Origin of the sequence: Streptomyces venezuelae ATCC 10712, assembly GCF_008639165.1 — a bacterium.
GTDB classification, from domain to species: Bacteria; Actinomycetota; Actinomycetes; order Streptomycetales; family Streptomycetaceae; genus Streptomyces; species Streptomyces venezuelae.
In genome coordinates, this window is the sequence record NZ_CP029197.1 from 4,020,736 (window position 1) to 4,038,373 (window position 17,638).

Annotated in this window: 12 protein-coding genes; 7 read left to right on the forward strand and 5 right to left on the reverse strand. The window is 71.2% G+C overall.

Annotated features, from left to right (window positions below; translation table 11 throughout):
* The first annotated feature begins 9 nt into the window (after positions 1-9).
* Positions 10-453 (forward strand): SsgA family sporulation/cell division regulator, encoded by a 444-nt coding sequence (locus DEJ43_RS18435; RefSeq protein ID WP_041664040.1) that lies wholly within the window; start codon positions 10-12, stop codon positions 451-453.
* A gap of 58 nt (positions 454-511) precedes the next feature.
* On the opposite strand, the gene DEJ43_RS18440 is transcribed toward DEJ43_RS18435, so the two are convergent.
* On the reverse strand, positions 512-1,939 hold the full coding sequence (locus tag DEJ43_RS18440) for a YibE/F family protein (protein WP_015034905.1): 1,428 nt from the start codon (positions 1,937-1,939) through the stop codon (positions 512-514).
* Between the two features lie 179 nt (positions 1,940-2,118).
* On the opposite strand from DEJ43_RS18440, the gene thiC reads away from it, so the two are divergent.
* The gene (gene thiC, locus DEJ43_RS18445; RefSeq protein WP_015034906.1) at positions 2,119-3,912 is read left to right on the forward strand and encodes a phosphomethylpyrimidine synthase ThiC; all 1,794 of its coding nucleotides are present in this window, start codon (positions 2,119-2,121) and stop codon (positions 3,910-3,912) included.
* A 107-nt stretch (positions 3,913-4,019) separates the two neighbouring features.
* Here the strand turns inward: thiC and DEJ43_RS18450 are convergent, their stop codons facing one another.
* From DEJ43_RS18450 to DEJ43_RS18460, 3 genes are all read right to left on the reverse strand, one after another.
* The gene (locus tag DEJ43_RS18450) at positions 4,020-4,703 is read right to left on the reverse strand and encodes a hypothetical protein (protein ID WP_106433726.1); all 684 of its coding nucleotides are present in this window, start codon (positions 4,701-4,703) and stop codon (positions 4,020-4,022) included.
* Positions 4,704-4,864: 161 nt separating this feature from the next.
* A complete protein-coding gene (locus DEJ43_RS18455; RefSeq protein WP_015034908.1) occupies positions 4,865-6,289 on the reverse strand; it encodes a metallophosphoesterase in 1,425 nt (474 codons plus the stop codon).
* A gap of 284 nt (positions 6,290-6,573) precedes the next feature.
* Positions 6,574-7,680: a LacI family DNA-binding transcriptional regulator gene (locus DEJ43_RS18460; protein ID WP_015034909.1), complete on the reverse strand. Its 1,107-nt coding sequence runs from the start codon at positions 7,678-7,680 to the stop codon at positions 6,574-6,576.
* A gap of 394 nt (positions 7,681-8,074) precedes the next feature.
* Between DEJ43_RS18460 and hisC the strand changes: the two genes are divergently transcribed.
* Positions 8,075-9,172 carry a histidinol-phosphate transaminase gene (hisC, locus tag DEJ43_RS18465; protein WP_015034910.1) on the forward strand — a complete coding sequence of 366 codons (1,098 nt, stop codon included), beginning with the start codon at positions 8,075-8,077 and terminating at the stop codon, positions 9,170-9,172.
* On the opposite strand, the gene DEJ43_RS18470 is transcribed toward hisC, so the two are convergent.
* The gene (locus DEJ43_RS18470) at positions 9,173-9,553 is read right to left on the reverse strand and encodes a cyclophilin-like fold protein (RefSeq protein WP_015034911.1); all 381 of its coding nucleotides are present in this window, start codon (positions 9,551-9,553) and stop codon (positions 9,173-9,175) included.
* A gap of 205 nt (positions 9,554-9,758) precedes the next feature.
* Between DEJ43_RS18470 and DEJ43_RS18475 the strand changes: the two genes are divergently transcribed.
* Genes DEJ43_RS18475 through DEJ43_RS18490 form a run of 4 tightly spaced genes read left to right on the forward strand, consistent with a single transcriptional unit; the run spans position 9,759 to position 17,633 of the window.
* Complete coding sequence (locus DEJ43_RS18475) at positions 9,759-11,267, forward strand: cytochrome ubiquinol oxidase subunit I (RefSeq protein WP_015034912.1); 1,509 nt, start codon at positions 9,759-9,761, stop codon at positions 11,265-11,267.
* 18 nt (positions 11,268-11,285) lie between these two features.
* The gene (gene cydB / locus DEJ43_RS18480) at positions 11,286-12,287 is read left to right on the forward strand and encodes a cytochrome d ubiquinol oxidase subunit II (RefSeq protein WP_015034913.1); all 1,002 of its coding nucleotides are present in this window, start codon (positions 11,286-11,288) and stop codon (positions 12,285-12,287) included.
* 29 nt (positions 12,288-12,316) lie between these two features.
* A complete protein-coding gene (gene cydD, locus DEJ43_RS18485; protein WP_051025898.1) occupies positions 12,317-15,898 on the forward strand; it encodes a thiol reductant ABC exporter subunit CydD in 3,582 nt (1,193 codons plus the stop codon).
* Positions 15,899-15,917: 19 nt separating this feature from the next.
* A complete protein-coding gene (locus DEJ43_RS18490; RefSeq protein ID WP_015034915.1) occupies positions 15,918-17,633 on the forward strand; it encodes a GAF domain-containing sensor histidine kinase in 1,716 nt (571 codons plus the stop codon).
* The last annotated feature ends 5 nt before the right edge of the window (positions 17,634-17,638 follow it).

The window sequence follows — 17,638 nt, forward strand, 5'->3', positions numbered from 1 at the left end:
GGGTACATGATGCGAGAGTCGGTTCAGGCCGAGGTCCTGATGAGCTTCCTCGTCTCGGAGGAGCTCTCCTTCAAGATCCCGGTCGAACTGCGATACGAGACCCGGGATCCCTACGCGGTGCGGATGACCTTCCACCTCCCCGGGGACGCGCCTGTGACCTGGGCGTTCGGCAGGGAACTACTGCTCGACGGCATCAACCGGCCGAGCGGGGACGGCGATGTGCACATCGCCCCCACCGATCCCGAGGGCCTCTCGGACGTCTCCATCCGGCTCCAGGTCGGTGGCGACCGCGCCCTGTTCAGGGCCAGCGCGCCGCCGCTGGTCGCGTTCCTCGACCGGACGGACAAGCTGGTTCCGCTGGGTCAGGAACGGACGCTCGGTGACTTCGAGGACAACCTGGAGGCAGCGCTGGGCCGGATCCTCGCCGAGGAGAGCGCGGGCCCGACCGCCTGAGCGTGCGCCTCACCCGGCGGGCCGAGTCGGTCCCCAACCGGTGCGCTGGGCCGGCGCCCTACTTGGCGCGGCGGCGTCGTCCGCCCCGTCGGGCGGCGGGGGTCCGGGCCGCGGTGTCCGTCCGGTCGGCGGAGACGACCAGCGCCGCGAGCGCCGTGGTGACCGGCACGGAGGCGACCAGGCCGATCGATCCGACGAGCGTCCGGACGATCTCCTCGGCGACCAGCTCGCTGTTGGCCACCGTCCCCATGCTGCTCTGCGCGATGGAGAAGAGCAGCAGCAGGGGGAGGGCGGCACCCGCGTAGGCGAGCACCAGGGTGTTCACGACCGAGGCGATGTGGTCGCGGCCGATCCGGATCGCGGCTCGGTACAGCCCGCGCGGTCCCATGCCCGGGTCGGCTTGGTGCAGCTCCCAGACGGCCGAGGTCTGGGTGACCGTCACGTCGTCGAGCACACCGAGCGAACCGATGATCACACCGGCCAGGAGGAGTCCGGACATGTCGATGTCCGGATACAGGCCGTGGATCAGACCGGTGTTGTCGTCGGTGTTGCCACTCAGCGCGGCCCAGTCGATGAAGACCGAGCCGAGCAGGCCGATCAGCATCAGGGAGATGAGCGTTCCGAGCACCGCGACCGAGGTGCGGGCCGAGAGTCCGTGGCACATGTAGAGCGCGATCAGCATGATCGCGCTCGATCCGACCACCGCCACGACCAGCGGATTCGACCCCTCCAGGATCGCCGGCAGGATGAAGAACGTCAGGATCAGGAAGCTCAGGACCAGCGCGACGAGCGCCATCACACCCCGCATCCTGCCGACCACCACGACCGCGAGCGCGAAGATCCCGGCGAGCACCGCGAGCGGGACCTTCCGGTTCACATCGGTCACGGAGTACTGCAGGTCGCGCGGTGCGTCGGGGGCGTACGCCACCACCACGCCCTGCCCCTCGTGCAGTTGACGCGGTGCGTCCGGCTGCACGATCTCGGTGAACCTGCGTCCCTTCTCCGGGCCGCTGGTGACCTCGATCGTCGCCTTGTCGCAGTCGCCCTGCTGCGCGTTGACCGCCTCGCGCCCCTGGGGGGTCGACGTGTCGCCGGTCGGCGGGACCTGCCCCGCGTTCACGGAGGCGCAGTCCACCTGCTGGACGGCGACGACCTTGCCCTGCTCGGTCTGCCGGTCGAAGCCGACGCCGGTGCGTTCGTGCGCGGGTGCGCCGCCGGGCCACAGGACCACGAGGCCGACGGCGACGGCGGTGGCGAAGGGGATCAGGACCGCGGCGATGACCTTGCGCAGATGCCGGGACACCGGGGCGGCGGGCCCATGGCTGTGCCCGTGCCCGTGCCCGTGTCCGGCGGATGGACCGGGAGCGTGATCGTGGCTGTTCCCGTGCCCGGTGGAAGGACCGGGAGCGTGGTCGTGGCCGTGCGGCTCGGGGGTCTGCTGGGGGTGAGTCACCGACCGATCATCGCAAGAACGACGGGGGCCCACTGTTCAGCACGCCAGGGAGGGCGCTAGCGTGGTGACACCTTTGCACACGCGGGAGCTCGGAGCACCGGGCTGAGAGGGCGCTGATCACCGTACGCGCGTACTGGATGTACGTACGGGAGGAGGCTGCGCCGACCGCCGAACCTGTTACCGGGTAATGCCGGCGTAGGGAGATCGGTCTCATGACCATTCAGGATGCACGCACGCCTGCCTCCGGGCAGGACGACACCTCTGCCGAGGGGGCCCGTACGCCGGGCTGGCACAAGGGGTACGTCCAGGGCTCGCGCCCCGACCTCCGGGTGCCGGTCCGTCAGGTGCACCTCACCAACGGCAAGGACGTCACGCTCTACGACACGTCCGGCCCGTACACGGACCCCACCGTCGACACCGACGTACGGCGGGGCCTTCCGCCGCTGCGCGAAAACTGGATCATCGCGCGCGGCGACACCGAGGAGTACGCGGGCCGCCCGGCCCGCCCCGAGGACGACGGAATCAAGCACACCTCGCCGCGCGGTGGTGGGCTGAAGAACCTCGACGCCGTCTTCCCCGGCCGCCCGCGCCTGCCGCGCCGCGGCCGCACCGGCCAGGCGGTGACCCAGCTCGCGTACGCGCGCCGGGGCGAGATCACCCCGGAGATGGAGTACGTGGCGATCCGGGAGAACGTCTCTCCCGAGGTCGTGCGCGAGGAGATCGCGGCCGGCCGCGCGGTGCTCCCGGCGAACGTCAACCACCCGGAGATCGAGCCGATGATCATCGGCAAGCGGTTCCTGGTGAAGGTCAACGCCAACATCGGCAACTCCGCCGTCACCTCCTCCATCGAGGAGGAGGTGGAGAAGATGACCTGGGCGACCAAGTGGGGCGCCGACACGGTCATGGACCTGTCCACCGGGCGCAACATCCACACCACCCGCGAGTGGGTGCTGCGCAACTCCCCCGTGCCGATCGGCACCGTGCCGCTCTACCAGGCCCTGGAGAAGGTCGACGGCAGGGCCGAGGAGCTGACCTGGGAGATCTACAAGGACACGGTCATCGAGCAGGCCGAGCAGGGCGTGGACTACATGACGGTGCACGCCGGCGTACTCCTGCCGTACGTGCCGCTCACCGCGCGCCGCAAGACCGGCATCGTCTCGCGCGGCGGCTCGATCATGGCCGCCTGGTGCCTCGCGCACCACAAGGAGAACTTCCTCTACACGCACTTCGAGGAGCTCTGCGAGATCCTGGCGACGTACGACGTCACGTACTCGCTCGGCGACGGGCTGCGCCCCGGCTCGATCGCGGACGCCAACGACGAGGCGCAGTTCGCGGAGCTGCGCACGCTCGGCGAGCTGAACACGATCGCCAAGCGCCACCAGGTGCAGACGATGATCGAGGGCCCGGGCCACGTCCCGATGCACAAGATCAAGGAGAACATCGACCTCCAGCAGGAGATCTGCGAGGAGGCGCCGTTCTACACGCTCGGCCCGCTGACCACGGATGTCGCGCCCGCCTACGACCACATCACCTCCGGCATCGGTGCGGCGATGATCGCCTGGTGGGGCACGGCGATGCTCTGCTACGTCACCCCCAAGGAGCACCTGGGCCTGCCCAACCGCGACGACGTGAAGACCGGCGTCATCACGTACAAGATCGCGGCCCACGCGGCGGACCTGGCCAAGGGCCACCCCGGGGCGCAGGAGTGGGACGACGCGCTGTCCGACGCGCGCTTCGAGTTCCGGTGGGAGGACCAGTTCAACCTGGCGCTCGACCCGGACACCGCGCGGGAGTTCCACGACGAGACGCTGCCGGCGGAGCCCGCGAAGACCGCGCACTTCTGCTCGATGTGCGGTCCGAAGTTCTGCTCGATGAAGATCTCGCAGGACATCCGGCGCGAGCACGGCGGCGATCTGAAGGCGGACGAGATCGAGGCGGGCATGGCGGCGAAGTCCGCCGAGTTCGCGGCGACCGGCAACCGCGTGTACCTGCCGCTGGCGGACTGACCCCCGCCGGCGAAGGCGCCATCGGCCCGCGACCCCGGGGGAGTCGCGGGCCGGTGGTGTCTCCGGGGCCGATGGGGCTGGTGTGCCCCAGGGCAGGCGTGCGGTTTCTAGGGGGTCGGTGACGTCGGCGGTGTCTCGGGGGCCCTGGGGCCCGGGGGTGGGGCCGTTGCGGCGAGGACGTCGCGGAGGAAGGGAAGGATGCCGCGCTCCAGGAGGGCGCTGCGCCAGGCCTCCCGGGCCCGGGCCAGCTCGTCGTCCGGGCCGACGAGCAGCCCGCCCGCGCTCACCTCGGCCGGGCTGTTGCGCAGGGCCGTGACGAGGAGCCCGGCGGCCGCGCAGAGCAGTCCGGCCGCGGCCACGGCGCCGAAGACCAGGCCGGCGGTGAGCAGGGTCGCCCCGAACGCCACCGTGGGGGCCATCACGTGCAGGACGGCGCCGACCAGCAGGAAGATCACGGCGGCCGCGCCCGCGAGGACGGGCACCAGGACGGTGAAGATCGCGACCACGCCGGCGCCGGGGCCGGGCCGGTCGGTGGAGACCGGTGCCCGGGCGCCGAGGGCCGCGCGGTGCTGCTCGCGGACCTTCACGAAGTGGTCGTACTCGCTCGCCGCCGCGCTGGTGACCAGAGTCGTCGCGTTCAGCGTCAGGGAGCGCAGCTGCGCGAGCGTGAGCCGGGTGCCGGCTCCGGCGAGATCCGGACGTGCGTGGGCGGTGCTCAGTGCGTCGTCGAGGACCCGCTCGTACTCGGCACGGTCCTCGGTCAGCAGGTGCGGAGCCACGTTCATGTGCATCCCCCGATGCTCCGTAGGCCCGGATCAGCCGTGTGGAAACGGTGGGTTGGGCGGAAACGGAGGAGAGCCTGCTACGGATGGACCCGATGGTATTGCGGCGGTGCCACGCGCTGACAGGGTGTTTCCGGAATTCGCCTTCCCCGGATGCGCAGCGTTATGCGTCAGCCGTTCAGGGGGAGTTGGACGACCAGTAGCTTTCCGGCCATGGTCACCCCGCCGTCCATCGCGATCGCCAGACCGTCGGCGTAGACGTGCGGTCCGTCGACGACCGGGCCCGAGTCGCCCTCGCCGTCCTCCGTACCGACCTGGCCGAGGAGGTACGGGATGGGGCTGTGGCCGTGCACGATCCGGTGCCCGCCGTAGGTGGAGAGCAGCTCCTGGACGGCCTCCGGGCCGCCGTCGTCACGGAACGCGAAGCGCTTGGTGAACTTGCGGAAGACGTCCCAGACCTCGTCGGCGTCGTTCCGGTTGAGGATCTCGTGGACCGTCTCGTTGACGTCCTCGATGGTCTGGCCGTATTCGAGGTACGCGGTGGTGTCGGAGTGCACCAGGAGGTGGTCGTCCTCCCGCACCACGGCGTCGAGCCGGGACATCCACTGGAGGTGGACGTCCTGGAGCCGGTCCATGTCGTGCTTCTGGCCGCCGTTGAGCAGCCAGGCGGCCTGGAAGGTGGCGGTGCCCGCTCCGGAGTTCACCGGGGTGTCGCCGAAGCGCTTGGCGCCGATGAGCAGCAGTTCGTGGTTGCCCATGAGGGCCTTGCAGTAGCCGCCGGCGGCGGCGGCCTCGGCGGAGAGCCGCATGACGAGGTCGATGACGCCGATGCCGTCGGGGCCGCGGTCGGTGAAGTCGCCGAGGAACCAGAGGCGGGCGTTGCCGGCGGCCCAGCCGCCGTTCTCGTCGATGAGGCCCTGGGCGCGGAGGGCGGCGACGAGCTCGTCGAGGTAGCCGTGGACGTCGCCGACGACGTAGAGCGGGCCGGGGCCTTCGCCGTTCGCCGGGGCGGGCTCCGCGGCGGGGGCGGGCTCGGCGGCGACCGGGACCTGGACGGTGTCCCCCCGGTTGATGACCGGGAGGTCGCGCTCGGTCGGGGTGTACCCCTCGGGCATCTCGCCCTCCGGGAAGGCGTTGCCGGGGTGGCCGGTGGCGACGGAGACGATGGAGGAGCCGGCCCCGGCGAGGCGGGCCCCGAGGTGCAGGGTCGGATCCGCGGGCATCGGCGCGGTGGGCGCCGGCGCGTGCGTGGGCACGGGCGGGTGCTCGGCAGGCGCGGGTGCGGGTGTGGGGTCGTGCTCGGCGGCCGCGGGTGCCGCTCCGCGCGCGTGCTCGGCGGGAGCGGGTGCCGGTGCGTGCTCGGCCGACGCGGGTGCCGGTGCCGGTGCGTGCTCGGCGGGTGCGTGCTGCGTCGGCGCGGCGTCCGTCGTGGGCTCCGCCGAGACCGGTCCGGCGGGCGGCGGCACCGGAAGGGGGTGCGCGGACGTCGGATCGGTGGCATGGCCCTGTACGGGCACGCGGGCGTACGGCGGTACGCGGAAGTCACGCAATGTCGCCGTGCGCACCACGGGCTCCTGCCCGGCCCCCTGAGTCATGGACCCCTCCACCACCGTCGCGATGCCCTGCACATCGCGGACCGGCCTGGTCGGGGTGGTCCGCGGTGTCGTGCGCCCATCATAGGAATGAGGGTCCTCCTGTGTGACGCACCAGGGGTGGTGAATCCGGGTCCACTCCGGGTTCACCGGTTGTTTCGCCCGAATTGAGAAGGTCGAGTTCAGGGTTGAGTCCGGTTTGAGTCCGGTGAGGTGGCCGGTTTCGCCGCCCCGACCCACGGGCGGGGGCGGGGACGGCTGGTTCGGTGGAGCCGGTTGGCGGGGTGTCAGTCCTTCGAGGGAGAGCGTGGCGGGCTGACGGTCGTCCGCGGCGAACGGCGTTGCGAGGAGGTGCGGACGATGAGTTCGGTCGGTATCACCTGCTCGACCGGTCCGTCGGTGTCGATCCCCTCGATGGCGTCGATGAGGAGCTGGACGACGGCCGTGCCGATCCGGCGCGGCTTGAGCGAGAGCGTCGTGATGGGCGGTTCGGTGGTGGCGTAGACGGTCGACTCGCTGCAGCAGACCAGCAGCAGGTCGTCCGGGACGCGCAGGCCGTAGCGGCGCGCGGCCGCGAGGAGGTCGGTTCCGTTGGGGTCGAAGAGGCCGTACACGGCGTCGGGCCGGTCCGGTCGGGCGAGCAGCCGGTCGGCCGCGACGGCACCCGCGCACGGGTCGTGCGCCGGATAGGCCTCGTAGACGGGGTCCTGTCCCACCCGCTCGCACCAGTTGAGGTACGCGGTCGTGGACAGGCGGGTGTACGTGTCGGTGGTGGTTCCGGTGAGGAGGCCGATGCGGCGGGCGCCGGCGTCGGCGAGGTGGTCGAGCAGGTCGAGGACGGCGGCTTCGTGGTCGTTGTCGACCCAGGCGGTGACCGGAAGGGTGCCGGCCGGGCGTCCGTCGGAGACGACGGGTAGGCCTTGGCGGACCAGTTCGGTGACGACCGGGTCGTGGTCGGAGGGGTCGATGACGACGGTGCCGTCGAGGGCGACGTTCGACCAGACGTCATGGCGGGAGGTCGCGGGGAGGATGACCAGGGCGTAGCCCCGCGCGAGCGCCGCCGATGTGGCTGCTCTGGCCATCTCCGCGAAGTACGCGAATTCGGTGAAGGTGAAAGGTTCATCCCCGTACGTGGTCACGGTGAGGCCGATGAGTCCCGACTTCCCGGTGCGGAGCGTGCGGGCCGCCGCGGATGGGCGGTAGCCCAGCCGGTCGGCGACCTCGCGAACGTGACGGCGGGTGGCGTCGGGGAGTCGGCCCTTGCCGTTGAGCGCGTCGGAGACAGTCGTGATGGAGACCCCGGCGGCGGCGGCCACGTCCCGGATGCCTGCCCGGCCCTGCCGGCTTCCCCGGGTCTGTGCCCGGCTCACCTGGTGCTTCCCTGCTGCTGTCATGGCGAGCCGATAGTAGGGCGATGAGGGGCGGTTGGGACGGTCGCATATGCAAGCGTTGACAGGCACGTTTCTGCATGGTCTTCATGGGTCAAGGGGCAATAAATCCAAGGCAGTTAGGGCCTTCGCCATAGGACCTGTGGTTGCCGAACGGCGTAGGCCTGGCGAGGGGGCGAGGTCTCGAAGAGGTCTCAACTCACCTCTACGGGGGATGCGCGCCAGGGCGCTCGCCACCCGCGCACGCCACCCAGGCGCGCGCTCCCCCCTCCTCCGCACCGCTCCGGGGAGGCTTTGTCCACAGCGTGTCCCTCCTGTTGTCCACAGCCCATTCGCAGCGGGGCGGAATCCTCTTAAGGTGAGGAGCATTGGCGGTACGGACGGTCGAGGAGGCCACACAGTGAGCGAGACCAGCGGGACGAGTACGGGCAGCCCGAAGCTGCGCGCCGAGCTGGACGGCGTCCCCACCTACAAGCCGGGCAGGCCGGCGGCCTCGGGCGGCCCCGTGGCCTTCAAGCTGTCCTCCAACGAGAACCCGTATCCGCCGCTGCCCGGGGTCATGGAGACCACGCTGGCCGCCGCCGCGAACTTCAACCGGTACCCGGACATGGCGTGCACGGGGCTGACGGAGGAGCTCGCCGACCGCTTCGGCGTGCCCGTCTCGCACCTGGCCACCGGCACCGGGTCGGTCGGCGTCGCCCAGTCCCTGCTCCAGGCGACCTCGGGCCCCGGCGACGAGGTCGTCTACGCCTGGCGCTCCTTCGAGGCGTACCCGATCATCACGCAGATCAGCGGCGCCACCTCGGTGCAGGTGCCGCTGACCGAGGGCGAGGTCCACGACCTCGACGCGATGGCGGAGGCGATCACCGACCGGACACGGCTGATCTTCGTCTGCAACCCCAACAACCCCACGGGCACCGCTGTGCGCAGGGCGGAGCTGGAGCGCTTCCTGGACCGGGTGCCCTCCGACGTCCTGGTGGTGCTCGACGAGGCGTACCGCGAGTTCGTCCGTGACACCGAGATCCCGGACGGCATCGAGCTCTACCGTGACCGGCCCAACGTCGCCGTGCTGCGGACCTTCTCCAAGGCGTACGGCCTGGCGGGGCTGCGGGTCGGCTTCGCGGTCGCCCACGAGCCGGTGGCGGCCGCGCTGCGCAAGACGGCGGTGCCGTTCGGGGTGAGCCAGCTGGCGCAGGACGCGGCGGTGGCCTCGCTGCGCGCGGAGGACGAGCTGCTGGGCCGGGTCGGCTCGCTGGTGGCCGAGCGCGAGCGGGTCCACGCCGGGCTCGTGGCCCAGGGCTGGACGGTGCCGGACACCCAGGCGAACTTCGTCTGGCTGCGGCTCGGGGAGCGGACGCTGGACTTCGCGGCGGAGTGCGAGCGGCACGGCGTGATGGTGCGGCCGTTCGCGGGCGAGGGCGTGCGCGTCACGATCGGTGAGACCGAGGCGAACGACCTGTTCCTGAAGGCGGCGGAGGGCTTCCGCAAGGAGGGCTGATCAGCCGCTGACGAGCTCCACGCGGATCGGGTCGCCGTCCCGGACGGTGGCCAGGACCCGGGGGTCGCCGTCGAGCGCGCCCAGGACGTTGCAGGGGCTCGCGAGCCGGCACTCCTCGCCGCGTGAGATCGGGGTCGGTCCGTAGGGGAGGGCGAGCGCGTCGCCCTCCGTCCAGAAGGCGACCGTGCCGGGATCGACGACCTGGCGGGCGCCGTCCTCGACGGCGGTGGAGACCGGAGTGTCGAAGTAGACCTCCTCGCCCCAGGTCCGGGCGGTGGAGGAGATCGGGAGGGCCCCTGCGAGCGCCGTGCTCGTGGGGGTCTCCTCAAGGGTGGCCGTGGTGTGTCCGGCCGGCCAGACGATGCGTATCCGAAGGGTCATGCCCCGGATTCAACAATATGTTGAAGCCGCTGGGAAGAGGTGACCTTCGATAAGGGGACCCCCGACCGAAGGTACGGATTTCGTATGAGCCATAATGCTTGTGAATGTGAACGCGTTCACAAGCGTGTCCCGGTTGGTCCCGTAATGAGTGGGATTATCGGGGCAAACTGCCGATGTGACCACGGCGATGTAAGGAGAAAACGACGTGGACCTCGCTCTGGCGCCAGAGACTCTGGCGCGCTGGCAGTTCGGCATCACCACCGTCTACCACTTCCTCTTCGTCCCCCTGACGATCTCCCTCGCCGCCCTCACGGCCGGTCTCCAGACCGCCTGGGTGCGCACCGAGAACGAGAAGTACCTCAGGGCGACGAAGTTCTGGGGCAAGCTCTTCCTGATCAACATCGCCATGGGTGTCGTCACGGGCATCGTGCAGGAGTTCCAGTTCGGCATGAACTGGTCCGACTACTCCCGGTTCGTCGGAGACATCTTCGGCGCTCCGCTCGCCTTCGAGGCGCTCATCGCGTTCTTCTTCGAGTCGACCTTCATCGGTCTGTGGATCTTCGGCTGGGACAAGCTCCCGAAGCGGATCCACCTCGCCTGCATGTGGATGGTGTCGATCGGCACCATCCTCTCCGCGTACTTCATCCTCGCGGCCAACTCCTGGATGCAGCACCCGGTGGGCTACCGGATCAACGAGGAACGCGGCCGGGCCGAACTCACCGACTTCTGGCAGGTGCTCACCCAGAACACCGCCCTCACCCAGTTCTTCCACACCATGACGGCGGCCTTCCTGGTCGGTGGCGCGTTCATGGTCGGCATCTCGGCCTTCCACCTGGCACGCAAGAAGCACATCCCCGTGATGCGGACCTCCCTGCGGCTGGGCCTGATCACCCTGATCATCGCCGGTCTCGGCACCGCCATCAGCGGTGACCTGCTCGGCAAGGTCATGTTCAAGCAGCAGCCCATGAAGATGGCCGCCGCCGAGGCGCTCTGGGACGGCGAGGCACCCGCCCCCTTCTCGGTCTTCGCCTACGGCGACGTCGACAAGGGCCACAACTCGGTCGCCATAGAGATCCCGGGACTGCTGTCCTTCCTCGCGAACGACGACTTCACCTCGTACGTCCCGGGCATCAACGACATCAACAAGGCCGAGCAGGAGAAGTTCGGCCCCGGCGACTACCGGCCCAACATCCCCGTCGCCTACTGGGGCTTCCGCTGGATGATCGGCTTCGGCATGGCCTCGCTGGGCATCGGCATGCTCGGCCTCTGGCTGACCCGCAAGAAGTTCATGCTGGCGCCCGGACTGCGGACCGGTGAGGACGAGGTGCCGAATCTGGTCCTGTTCAAGCGGAAGGCACTCAGCCCCCGCCTGGGCAGGTGGTACTGGATCATCGCCCTGTGGACCATGGCGTTCCCGCTGATCGCCAACTCCTGGGGCTGGATCTTCACCGAGATGGGCCGTCAGCCCTGGGTCGTCTACGGAGTGCTGCGCACCCGGGACGCGGTCTCCCCCGGTGTCTCCCAGGGTGAGGTCCTCACCTCGATGATCGTCTTCACCACGCTCTACGCCGTCCTCGCCGTGATCGAGGTCAAGCTCCTCGTGAAGTACGTCAAGGCGGGACCGCCGGAGCTCACCGAGGACGACCTCAACCCGCCCACCAAGATCGGCGGGGACTCTCGTGACCCCGACCGGCCCATGGCCTTCTCGTACTGAGGCTCAGGAGATCGAGGCATGGAACTCCACGACGTCTGGTTCGTACTCATCGCCGTCCTCTGGATCGGCTACTTCTTCCTCGAAGGCTTCGACTTCGGGATCGGTGTCCTGACCAAGGTGCTCGCCCGTGGCAGGCCCGAGAAGCGGGTCCTCATCAACACCATCGGACCCGTCTGGGACGGCAACGAGGTGTGGCTGCTCACCGCCGGCGGCGCGACCTTCGCGGCCTTCCCCGAGTGGTACGCGACGCTCTTCTCCGGCTTCTACCTGCCGCTGCTGATCATCCTGGTCTGCCTGATCGTCCGGGGTGTCGCCTTCGAGTACCGCGTGAAGCGGCCGGAGGAGAACTGGCAGCGCAACTGGGAAGCGGCCATCTTCTGGACCTCGCTGATCCCCGCGTTCCTCTGGGGTGTGGCCTTCGGCAACATCGTCCGGGGCGTGAAGATCGACGGGAACATGGAGTACGTCGGCACCTTCTGGGACCTGCTGAACCCGTACGCGCTCCTCGGCGGTCTCGTCACCCTCACGCTCTTCACCTTCCACGGCGCGGTGTTCGCCTCGCTCAAGACGGTCGGCGACATCAGGGCGCGGGCCCGGGCGCTCGCGCTCAAGCTCGGTCTGGTCACGGCGGTGCTCGCGCTGCTCTTCCTGGTCTGGACCCAGCTCGACTCCGGGGACAGCTGGAGCTTCATGGCGATGGTGATCGCCGTGGTGGCCCTGGTCGGCGCCATCGGCGCGATCAGGGTGGGACGTGAGGGCTGGTCGTTCGCGCTCTCGGGCATCACCATCGCCGCCGCCGTGGCGATGCTCTTCCTCGCGCTGTTCCCGAACGTCATGCCCTCTTCGCTCAACGCGGAGTGGAGCCTTACCGTGACGAACGCGTCGTCGAGCCCGTACACGCTCAAGATCATGACCTGGTGCGCGGCGATCGCCACCCCGCTGGTGCTGCTCTACCAGAGCTGGACCTACTGGGTGTTCCGCAAGCGGATCGGTACGCAGCACCTCGCCGAGACCCACTAGCCGGTCCTGTCCAGGGAGCAATGTTTCACGTGAAACCGATCGATCCGCGTCTGCTCCGGTACGCCAAGGCCACCCGGGTCTTCCTCCTCGGGGTGGTCGGCCTCGGCCTCGTCGGGGCGGCGCTGGTCATCGCCCAGGCGATGCTCATCGCCGAGATCGTGGTGGGGTCCTTCCAGAAGGGCCAGTCGGTTTCCGAGCTGACCACGCCCCTGCTGCTGCTCGCGGGACTCGCGGTGGCACGGGGGCTGGTCTCCTGGCTGACCGAGCTCGCCGCCCATCGGGCGAGCGCGGCGGTCAAGTCCGAACTGCGCGGCCGGCTCCTGGACCGGGCGGCCGCGCTCGGGCCGGGCTGGCTGAGCGGCCAGAAGGCCGGCTCGCTGATCGCCCTCGCCACGCGCGGGGTCGACGCCCTCGACGACTACTTCGCCCGCTACCTGCCCCAGCTCGGGCTCGCGGTCGTCGTGCCGCTCGCCGTCCTGGCCCGGATCGTCACCGAGGACTGGGTCTCGGCGGCGATCATCGTCGTCACCCTGCCGCTCATCCCGGTCTTCATGATCCTGATCGGCTGGTACACCCAGGCCCGGATGGACCGGCAGTGGAAGCTGCTCTCCCGGCTCTCAGGGCACTTCCTGGACGTCGTCGCCGGTCTGCCCACCCTCAAGATCTTCGGCCGGGCGAAGGCCCAGGCCGAGTCGATCCGCGCGATCACCTCGGAATACCGCCAGGCGACGATGCGCACCCTGCGGATCGCCTTCATCTCCTCCTTCGCCCTGGAGCTCCTCTCCACCCTGTCGGTCGCACTCGTCGCCGTCAGCATCGGCATGCGGCTCGTCCACGGTGACCTCGATCTGTACACGGGGCTCGTCATCCTGGTCCTGGCGCCCGAGGCGTATCTGCCGCTGCGCCAGGTCGGTGCGCAGTTCCACGCGGCGGCGGAGGGTCTGGCGGCGGCCGAGGAGATCTTCGACGTCCTCGAACAGCCGGTACGGGACGGGGGCGCGGGTGCGGTCCCCGACTCCGTATGGCTTGAGCTGGACGGCGTGACCGTGCGGCATGCCGGGCGGGCCGAACCCTCGCTCGACGCGATGTCCCTGACGGTCGAGCCCGGTGAGACGGTGGCCCTGATCGGGCCGAGCGGGGCCGGGAAGTCGACCCTGCTCGATGTCGTCCTCGGGTTCGCCGAACCGGAGCAGGGTGGTTCCGTACGCGTCGGCGGCGAGGAGCTCGCGACGCTGGACCTGGAGGCCTGGCGGGCGCGGATCGCCTGGGTGCCGCAGCGGCCGTACCTCTTCGCGGGGACGATCGCCGAGAACGTCCGGCTCGCCCGCCCGGACGCCTCCGACGAGGCGGTACGGGAGGCCCTGCGGGACGCCGGGGCGGACGGGTTCGTCGCGGGGCTGCCGCAGGGGCTCGACACCCCGCTGGGCGAGGACGGGGCCGGACTCTCCGCGGGACAGCGACAGCGGCTCGCGCTCGCCCGGGGATTCCTCGCGGACCGGCCGCTGCTGCTGCTCGACGAGCCGACGGCGGCGCTCGACGGCGAGACCGAGGCGGGCGTGGTCGACGCGGTGCGCCGGCTCGCCGCCGGGCGGACCGTGCTGCTGGTCGCCCACCGGCCGGCACTGCTGGCGGTGGCGGACCGGGTGGTGCGGGTGGGCGGCGCCCTGCCGGGCACGCATCCCGAGCGGGCGGGCGCGGCGGAAGGTGACGGGGCCGTCGAGCCGTCGCGTCCGGCAGGCCCGCCCCGGGCGGAAGCCATGCCCACCCCGGCTCCGGAACACCCGCCCACGGCAGGCCGGTCGGTCCTGGCACGGGTGCGGGGAATGGCCGGGGAACTCAAGGGGCGGATGGGACTCGCCCTGCTGCTCGGGAGCCTCGCCCTCGGGTCCGCCGTCGGACTCATGGCCGTCTCCGGCTGGCTCATCTCCCGCGCCTCCGAACAGCCGCCCGTGCTCTACCTGATGGTGGCCGTGACCGCCACCCGCGCCTTCGGGATCGGGCGGGCCGTGTTCCGGTACGCCGAGCGGCTCGTCTCGCACGACGCCGTGCTCCGGATGCTGGCCGAGCTCCGGGTCTCCGTCTACCGGCGGCTGGAGCGGATCGCCCCGGCCGGGCTGCGCCGAACCCGCCGCGGGGACCTGCTCGCCCGGCTCGTCCAGGACGTCGACGCGCTGCAGGACTACTGGCTCCGCTGGCTGCTCCCGGCCGGCGCCGCGCTCGTCGTGGGGGTCGCGTCCGCCGGCTTCACCGCCTGGCTGCTGCCCGAGGCGGGTGCCGTCCTCGCCGTGGGCCTGCTGGTCGCGGGCGTCCTCGTCCCGGCGATCGGCGGGACGCTCGCCCGCCGGGCCGAGCGGCGCCTCGCCCCCGCGCGCGGGGCACTGGCCACCGCCGTGGCCGATCTGCTGCGCGGCTGCGCGGAGCTGACGGTGGCCGGGGCGCTGCGGCGCAGGATCGAACGGACCCGCGCCGCCGACCGGGTGCTCACCGGCATCGCCTCCCGGCAGGCCGCCGCCGCCGCGCTCGGCGCCGGTCTCTCCGCCCTGGTCTGCGGCCTGACGGTCGCGGCCGCCGCGGTCGTCGGCGTCCAGGCCGTGCGGGACGGGCGGCTCGACGGGGTGGCCCTCGCCGTGGTCGTCCTCACGCCGCTCGCCGCCTTCGAGGCCGTCACAGGGCTGCCGCTCGCCGTCCAGTACCGGCAGCGCGTCAAGCACAGTGCCGAGCGGGTCTTCGAGGTGCTGGACGCCCCCGTCCCCGTACACGAGCCAGCCCGGCCGGAGACTCCCCCGGCGAGCCCGTTCCCGCTGGAGCTGTCCGGACTCTCCGCCCGGCACGCCGGGCAGGAGCGGGAGGCGCTCGCCGACTTCCGGCTCACCCTGGAGGCCGGGCGCAGGGTGGCCGTCGTCGGGGCCTCCGGCTCCGGCAAGACCACCCTCGCCCAGGTGCTGCTGCGGTTCCTGGACGTGGAGCAGGGCATGTACCGGCTCGGCGGTGTGCCCGCCTGGGAGCTGGACGGGGACGCCGTACGGGGGCTCGTCGGGCTCTGCGCCCAGGACGCGCACCTGTTCGACAGCTCGGTCCGGGAGAACCTGCGACTCGCCCGCACGGGCGCGAGCGACGAGGAGCTGCGCGAGGCACTGCGCCGGGCCCGGCTGCTCGACTGGGTGGACGGGCTCCCGGCCGGGCTCGACACCCTCGTGGGCGAGCACGGCTCGCGGCTCTCCGGAGGCCAGCGGCAGCGGCTGGCGCTCGCCCGCGCCCTGCTCGCCGACTTCCCCGTGCTCGTCCTCGACGAGCCGGCCGAGCACCTGGACCTGACCACCGCCGACGCGCTCACCGACGATCTGCTCCGGGCCACCGAGGGCCGGACGACCGTCCTCATCACCCACCGGCTGCACGGCCTCGACGCGGTCGACGAGGTGCTGGTCCTGGACGGCGGCCGGACCGTGCAGCGAGGCCCGTACGCGGAACTCGCCGAGGCGGACGGTCCGCTGCGGCGGATGCTGGAGCAGGAACGGGAGACCGACCTGCTGGCCGTCGGCCCGGGCGCGCCCACGACCGGGGCCACCCCGGCCCACGATCATGACGGGCGGCCGACTTTTCTCGCCAAATAGGACTTACTAGGCTCAAGCCATGACCGCCGCCGCGTCCGACGCCTCGGACCCCCTGGAAGCCGCCACTCAGGCCACCCGCAGCCTCCAGGGGCTGTCCACGGAGCTCACCGCCCGAGTGCCCCAGCTCCTGGAAGCCATGCGCTCGGTCGGTACCGGGCTCGAACTCCACTCCACCCTCGACCGCATCTGCGAGACCGCCGCCGAACTCGCCGACGCCCGCTACGCCGCGATCGGCGTCGTCGACGACGAGGGCAAGGGCCTCTCCGACTTCGTCACCTTCGGCGTCGGCGAGGACGTGGCCCGCCGGATCGGGCACCGCCCCGACGGGCACGCCGGGCTGCTCGGCGCGCTGATCCTCGACCCCCAGACGATCCGTCTCGCCGACCTGTCCAGCGATCCCCGCTCGGCGGGCTTCCCGCCCGGACATCCTCCGATGCGGAGCTTCCTCGGCGTCCCCATCAGGGTGCAGGGCGAGATCTTCGGCAATCTGTACCTCGCGGAGAAGCACGGCGGGGGCGAGTTCAACGACTACGACGTGCACATGGTCCGGGTGCTCGCCACCGAGGCGGGCATCGCCATCGGCAACGCCCGGCTGTACGAGGCCGCCCGGCAGCGCGAGCGGTGGATCGACGGCTCCGTCGCCGTCACCACCGCGCTGCTCTCCGGCGGTGACGCGGACGACGCCCTCACGGTCGTCGCCGAACAGGCCCGTCGCCTCGCCGACGCCGACGCCGGGATCGTGATGCTGCCGGCCGCCGACGACGGCGGTCTGGAGATCGTCGCCGTCTCCTCGCCCCGGCCGACGAAGTCGCTGGGCGTGGTGATCCCGCCCGAGAGCGCCGTGGTGCAGCGGCTCCTGGAGGGCGAGGCGGTCTTCGTGGCGGACGCCTCGACGGACCCGCGCATGATCAGCCGGCTGACCTCCGCGTACGGACCGAGCATGATGCTGCCGCTGCAGAGCGGCGGGCGGGTGCTCGGCGCGCTCGCGACGCCCCGGGTGCGGGGTGCCCGGCAGTTCACGGAGGCGGAGCGGACCCTGGCCACCCAGTTCGCCTCGCAGGCGGCGCTGGCCCTGATGATGGCCGACGCGCAGCGGGACCGGGAGCGCCTCGCCGTGTACGAGGACCGCGACCGGATCGCGCGTGACCTGCACGATCTGGTCATCCAGCGGCTCTTCGCCACCGGCATGATGCTGGAGAGCGCTCAGCGCAGGTCGATCGTGCCGGCGGTACGCGAGGGCGTCGGCAAGGCCGTGGACGAGCTGGACGTGACCATCCAGGAGATCCGTACGGCGATCTTCGCGCTGCAACAAGGTCCGGCCGAGGCGCCGTCGGGGCTGCGCACCCGGGTCCTGCGGGAGATCAACATGGCGGCCGTCCCGCTCGGCTTCAAGCCCGCGCACCGCTTCCTCGGCGCGATCGACGCGACGGTCGGCGAACTCACCGGCAAGAACCTCATCGCCGCCCTGCGCGAGGCGCTCTCCAACGCCTTCCGGCACGCCGAGGCGAGCCGCATCGACGTGGTCGTCGACGCCGGTGTCACCCTGCCCGACGGCTCCGCCGGGGTACGGCTGGAGGTCGCCGACGACGGCATCGGCATCCCGGCGGGCGGGCGGCGCAGCGGACTGCGCAATCTCGCGCGCCGGGCCGAGTCGCTCGGCGGCGCGAGCTGGTGCGGCCCGGGCATCGGGGAGGACGGCGGCGGTACGACGGTGGTGTGGGAGGCCCCGCTGTAGCCGGC

What these genes read in the sequence shown, in the direction of transcription:
- DEJ43_RS18450 (WP_106433726.1), bottom strand. Translation starts at nt 4,703, where the DNA reads ATGCACATGAACGTGGCTCCGCACCTGCTGACCGAGGACCGTGCCGAG.
- DEJ43_RS18490 (WP_015034915.1), top strand. Translation starts at nt 15,918, where the DNA reads ATGACCGCCGCCGCGTCCGACGCCTCGGACCCCCTGGAAGCCGCCACT.
- DEJ43_RS18455 (WP_015034908.1), bottom strand. Translation starts at nt 6,289, where the DNA reads ATGACTCAGGGGGCCGGGCAGGAGCCCGTGGTGCGCACGGCGACATTG.
- DEJ43_RS18435 (WP_041664040.1), top strand. Translation starts at nt 10, where the DNA reads ATGCGAGAGTCGGTTCAGGCCGAGGTCCTGATGAGCTTCCTCGTCTCG.
- DEJ43_RS18470 (WP_015034911.1), bottom strand. Translation starts at nt 9,553, where the DNA reads ATGACCCTTCGGATACGCATCGTCTGGCCGGCCGGACACACCACGGCC.
- cydB (WP_015034913.1), top strand. Translation starts at nt 11,286, where the DNA reads ATGGAACTCCACGACGTCTGGTTCGTACTCATCGCCGTCCTCTGGATC.
- DEJ43_RS18460 (WP_015034909.1), bottom strand. Translation starts at nt 7,680, where the DNA reads ATGACAGCAGCAGGGAAGCACCAGGTGAGCCGGGCACAGACCCGGGGA.
- thiC (WP_015034906.1), top strand. Translation starts at nt 2,119, where the DNA reads ATGACCATTCAGGATGCACGCACGCCTGCCTCCGGGCAGGACGACACC.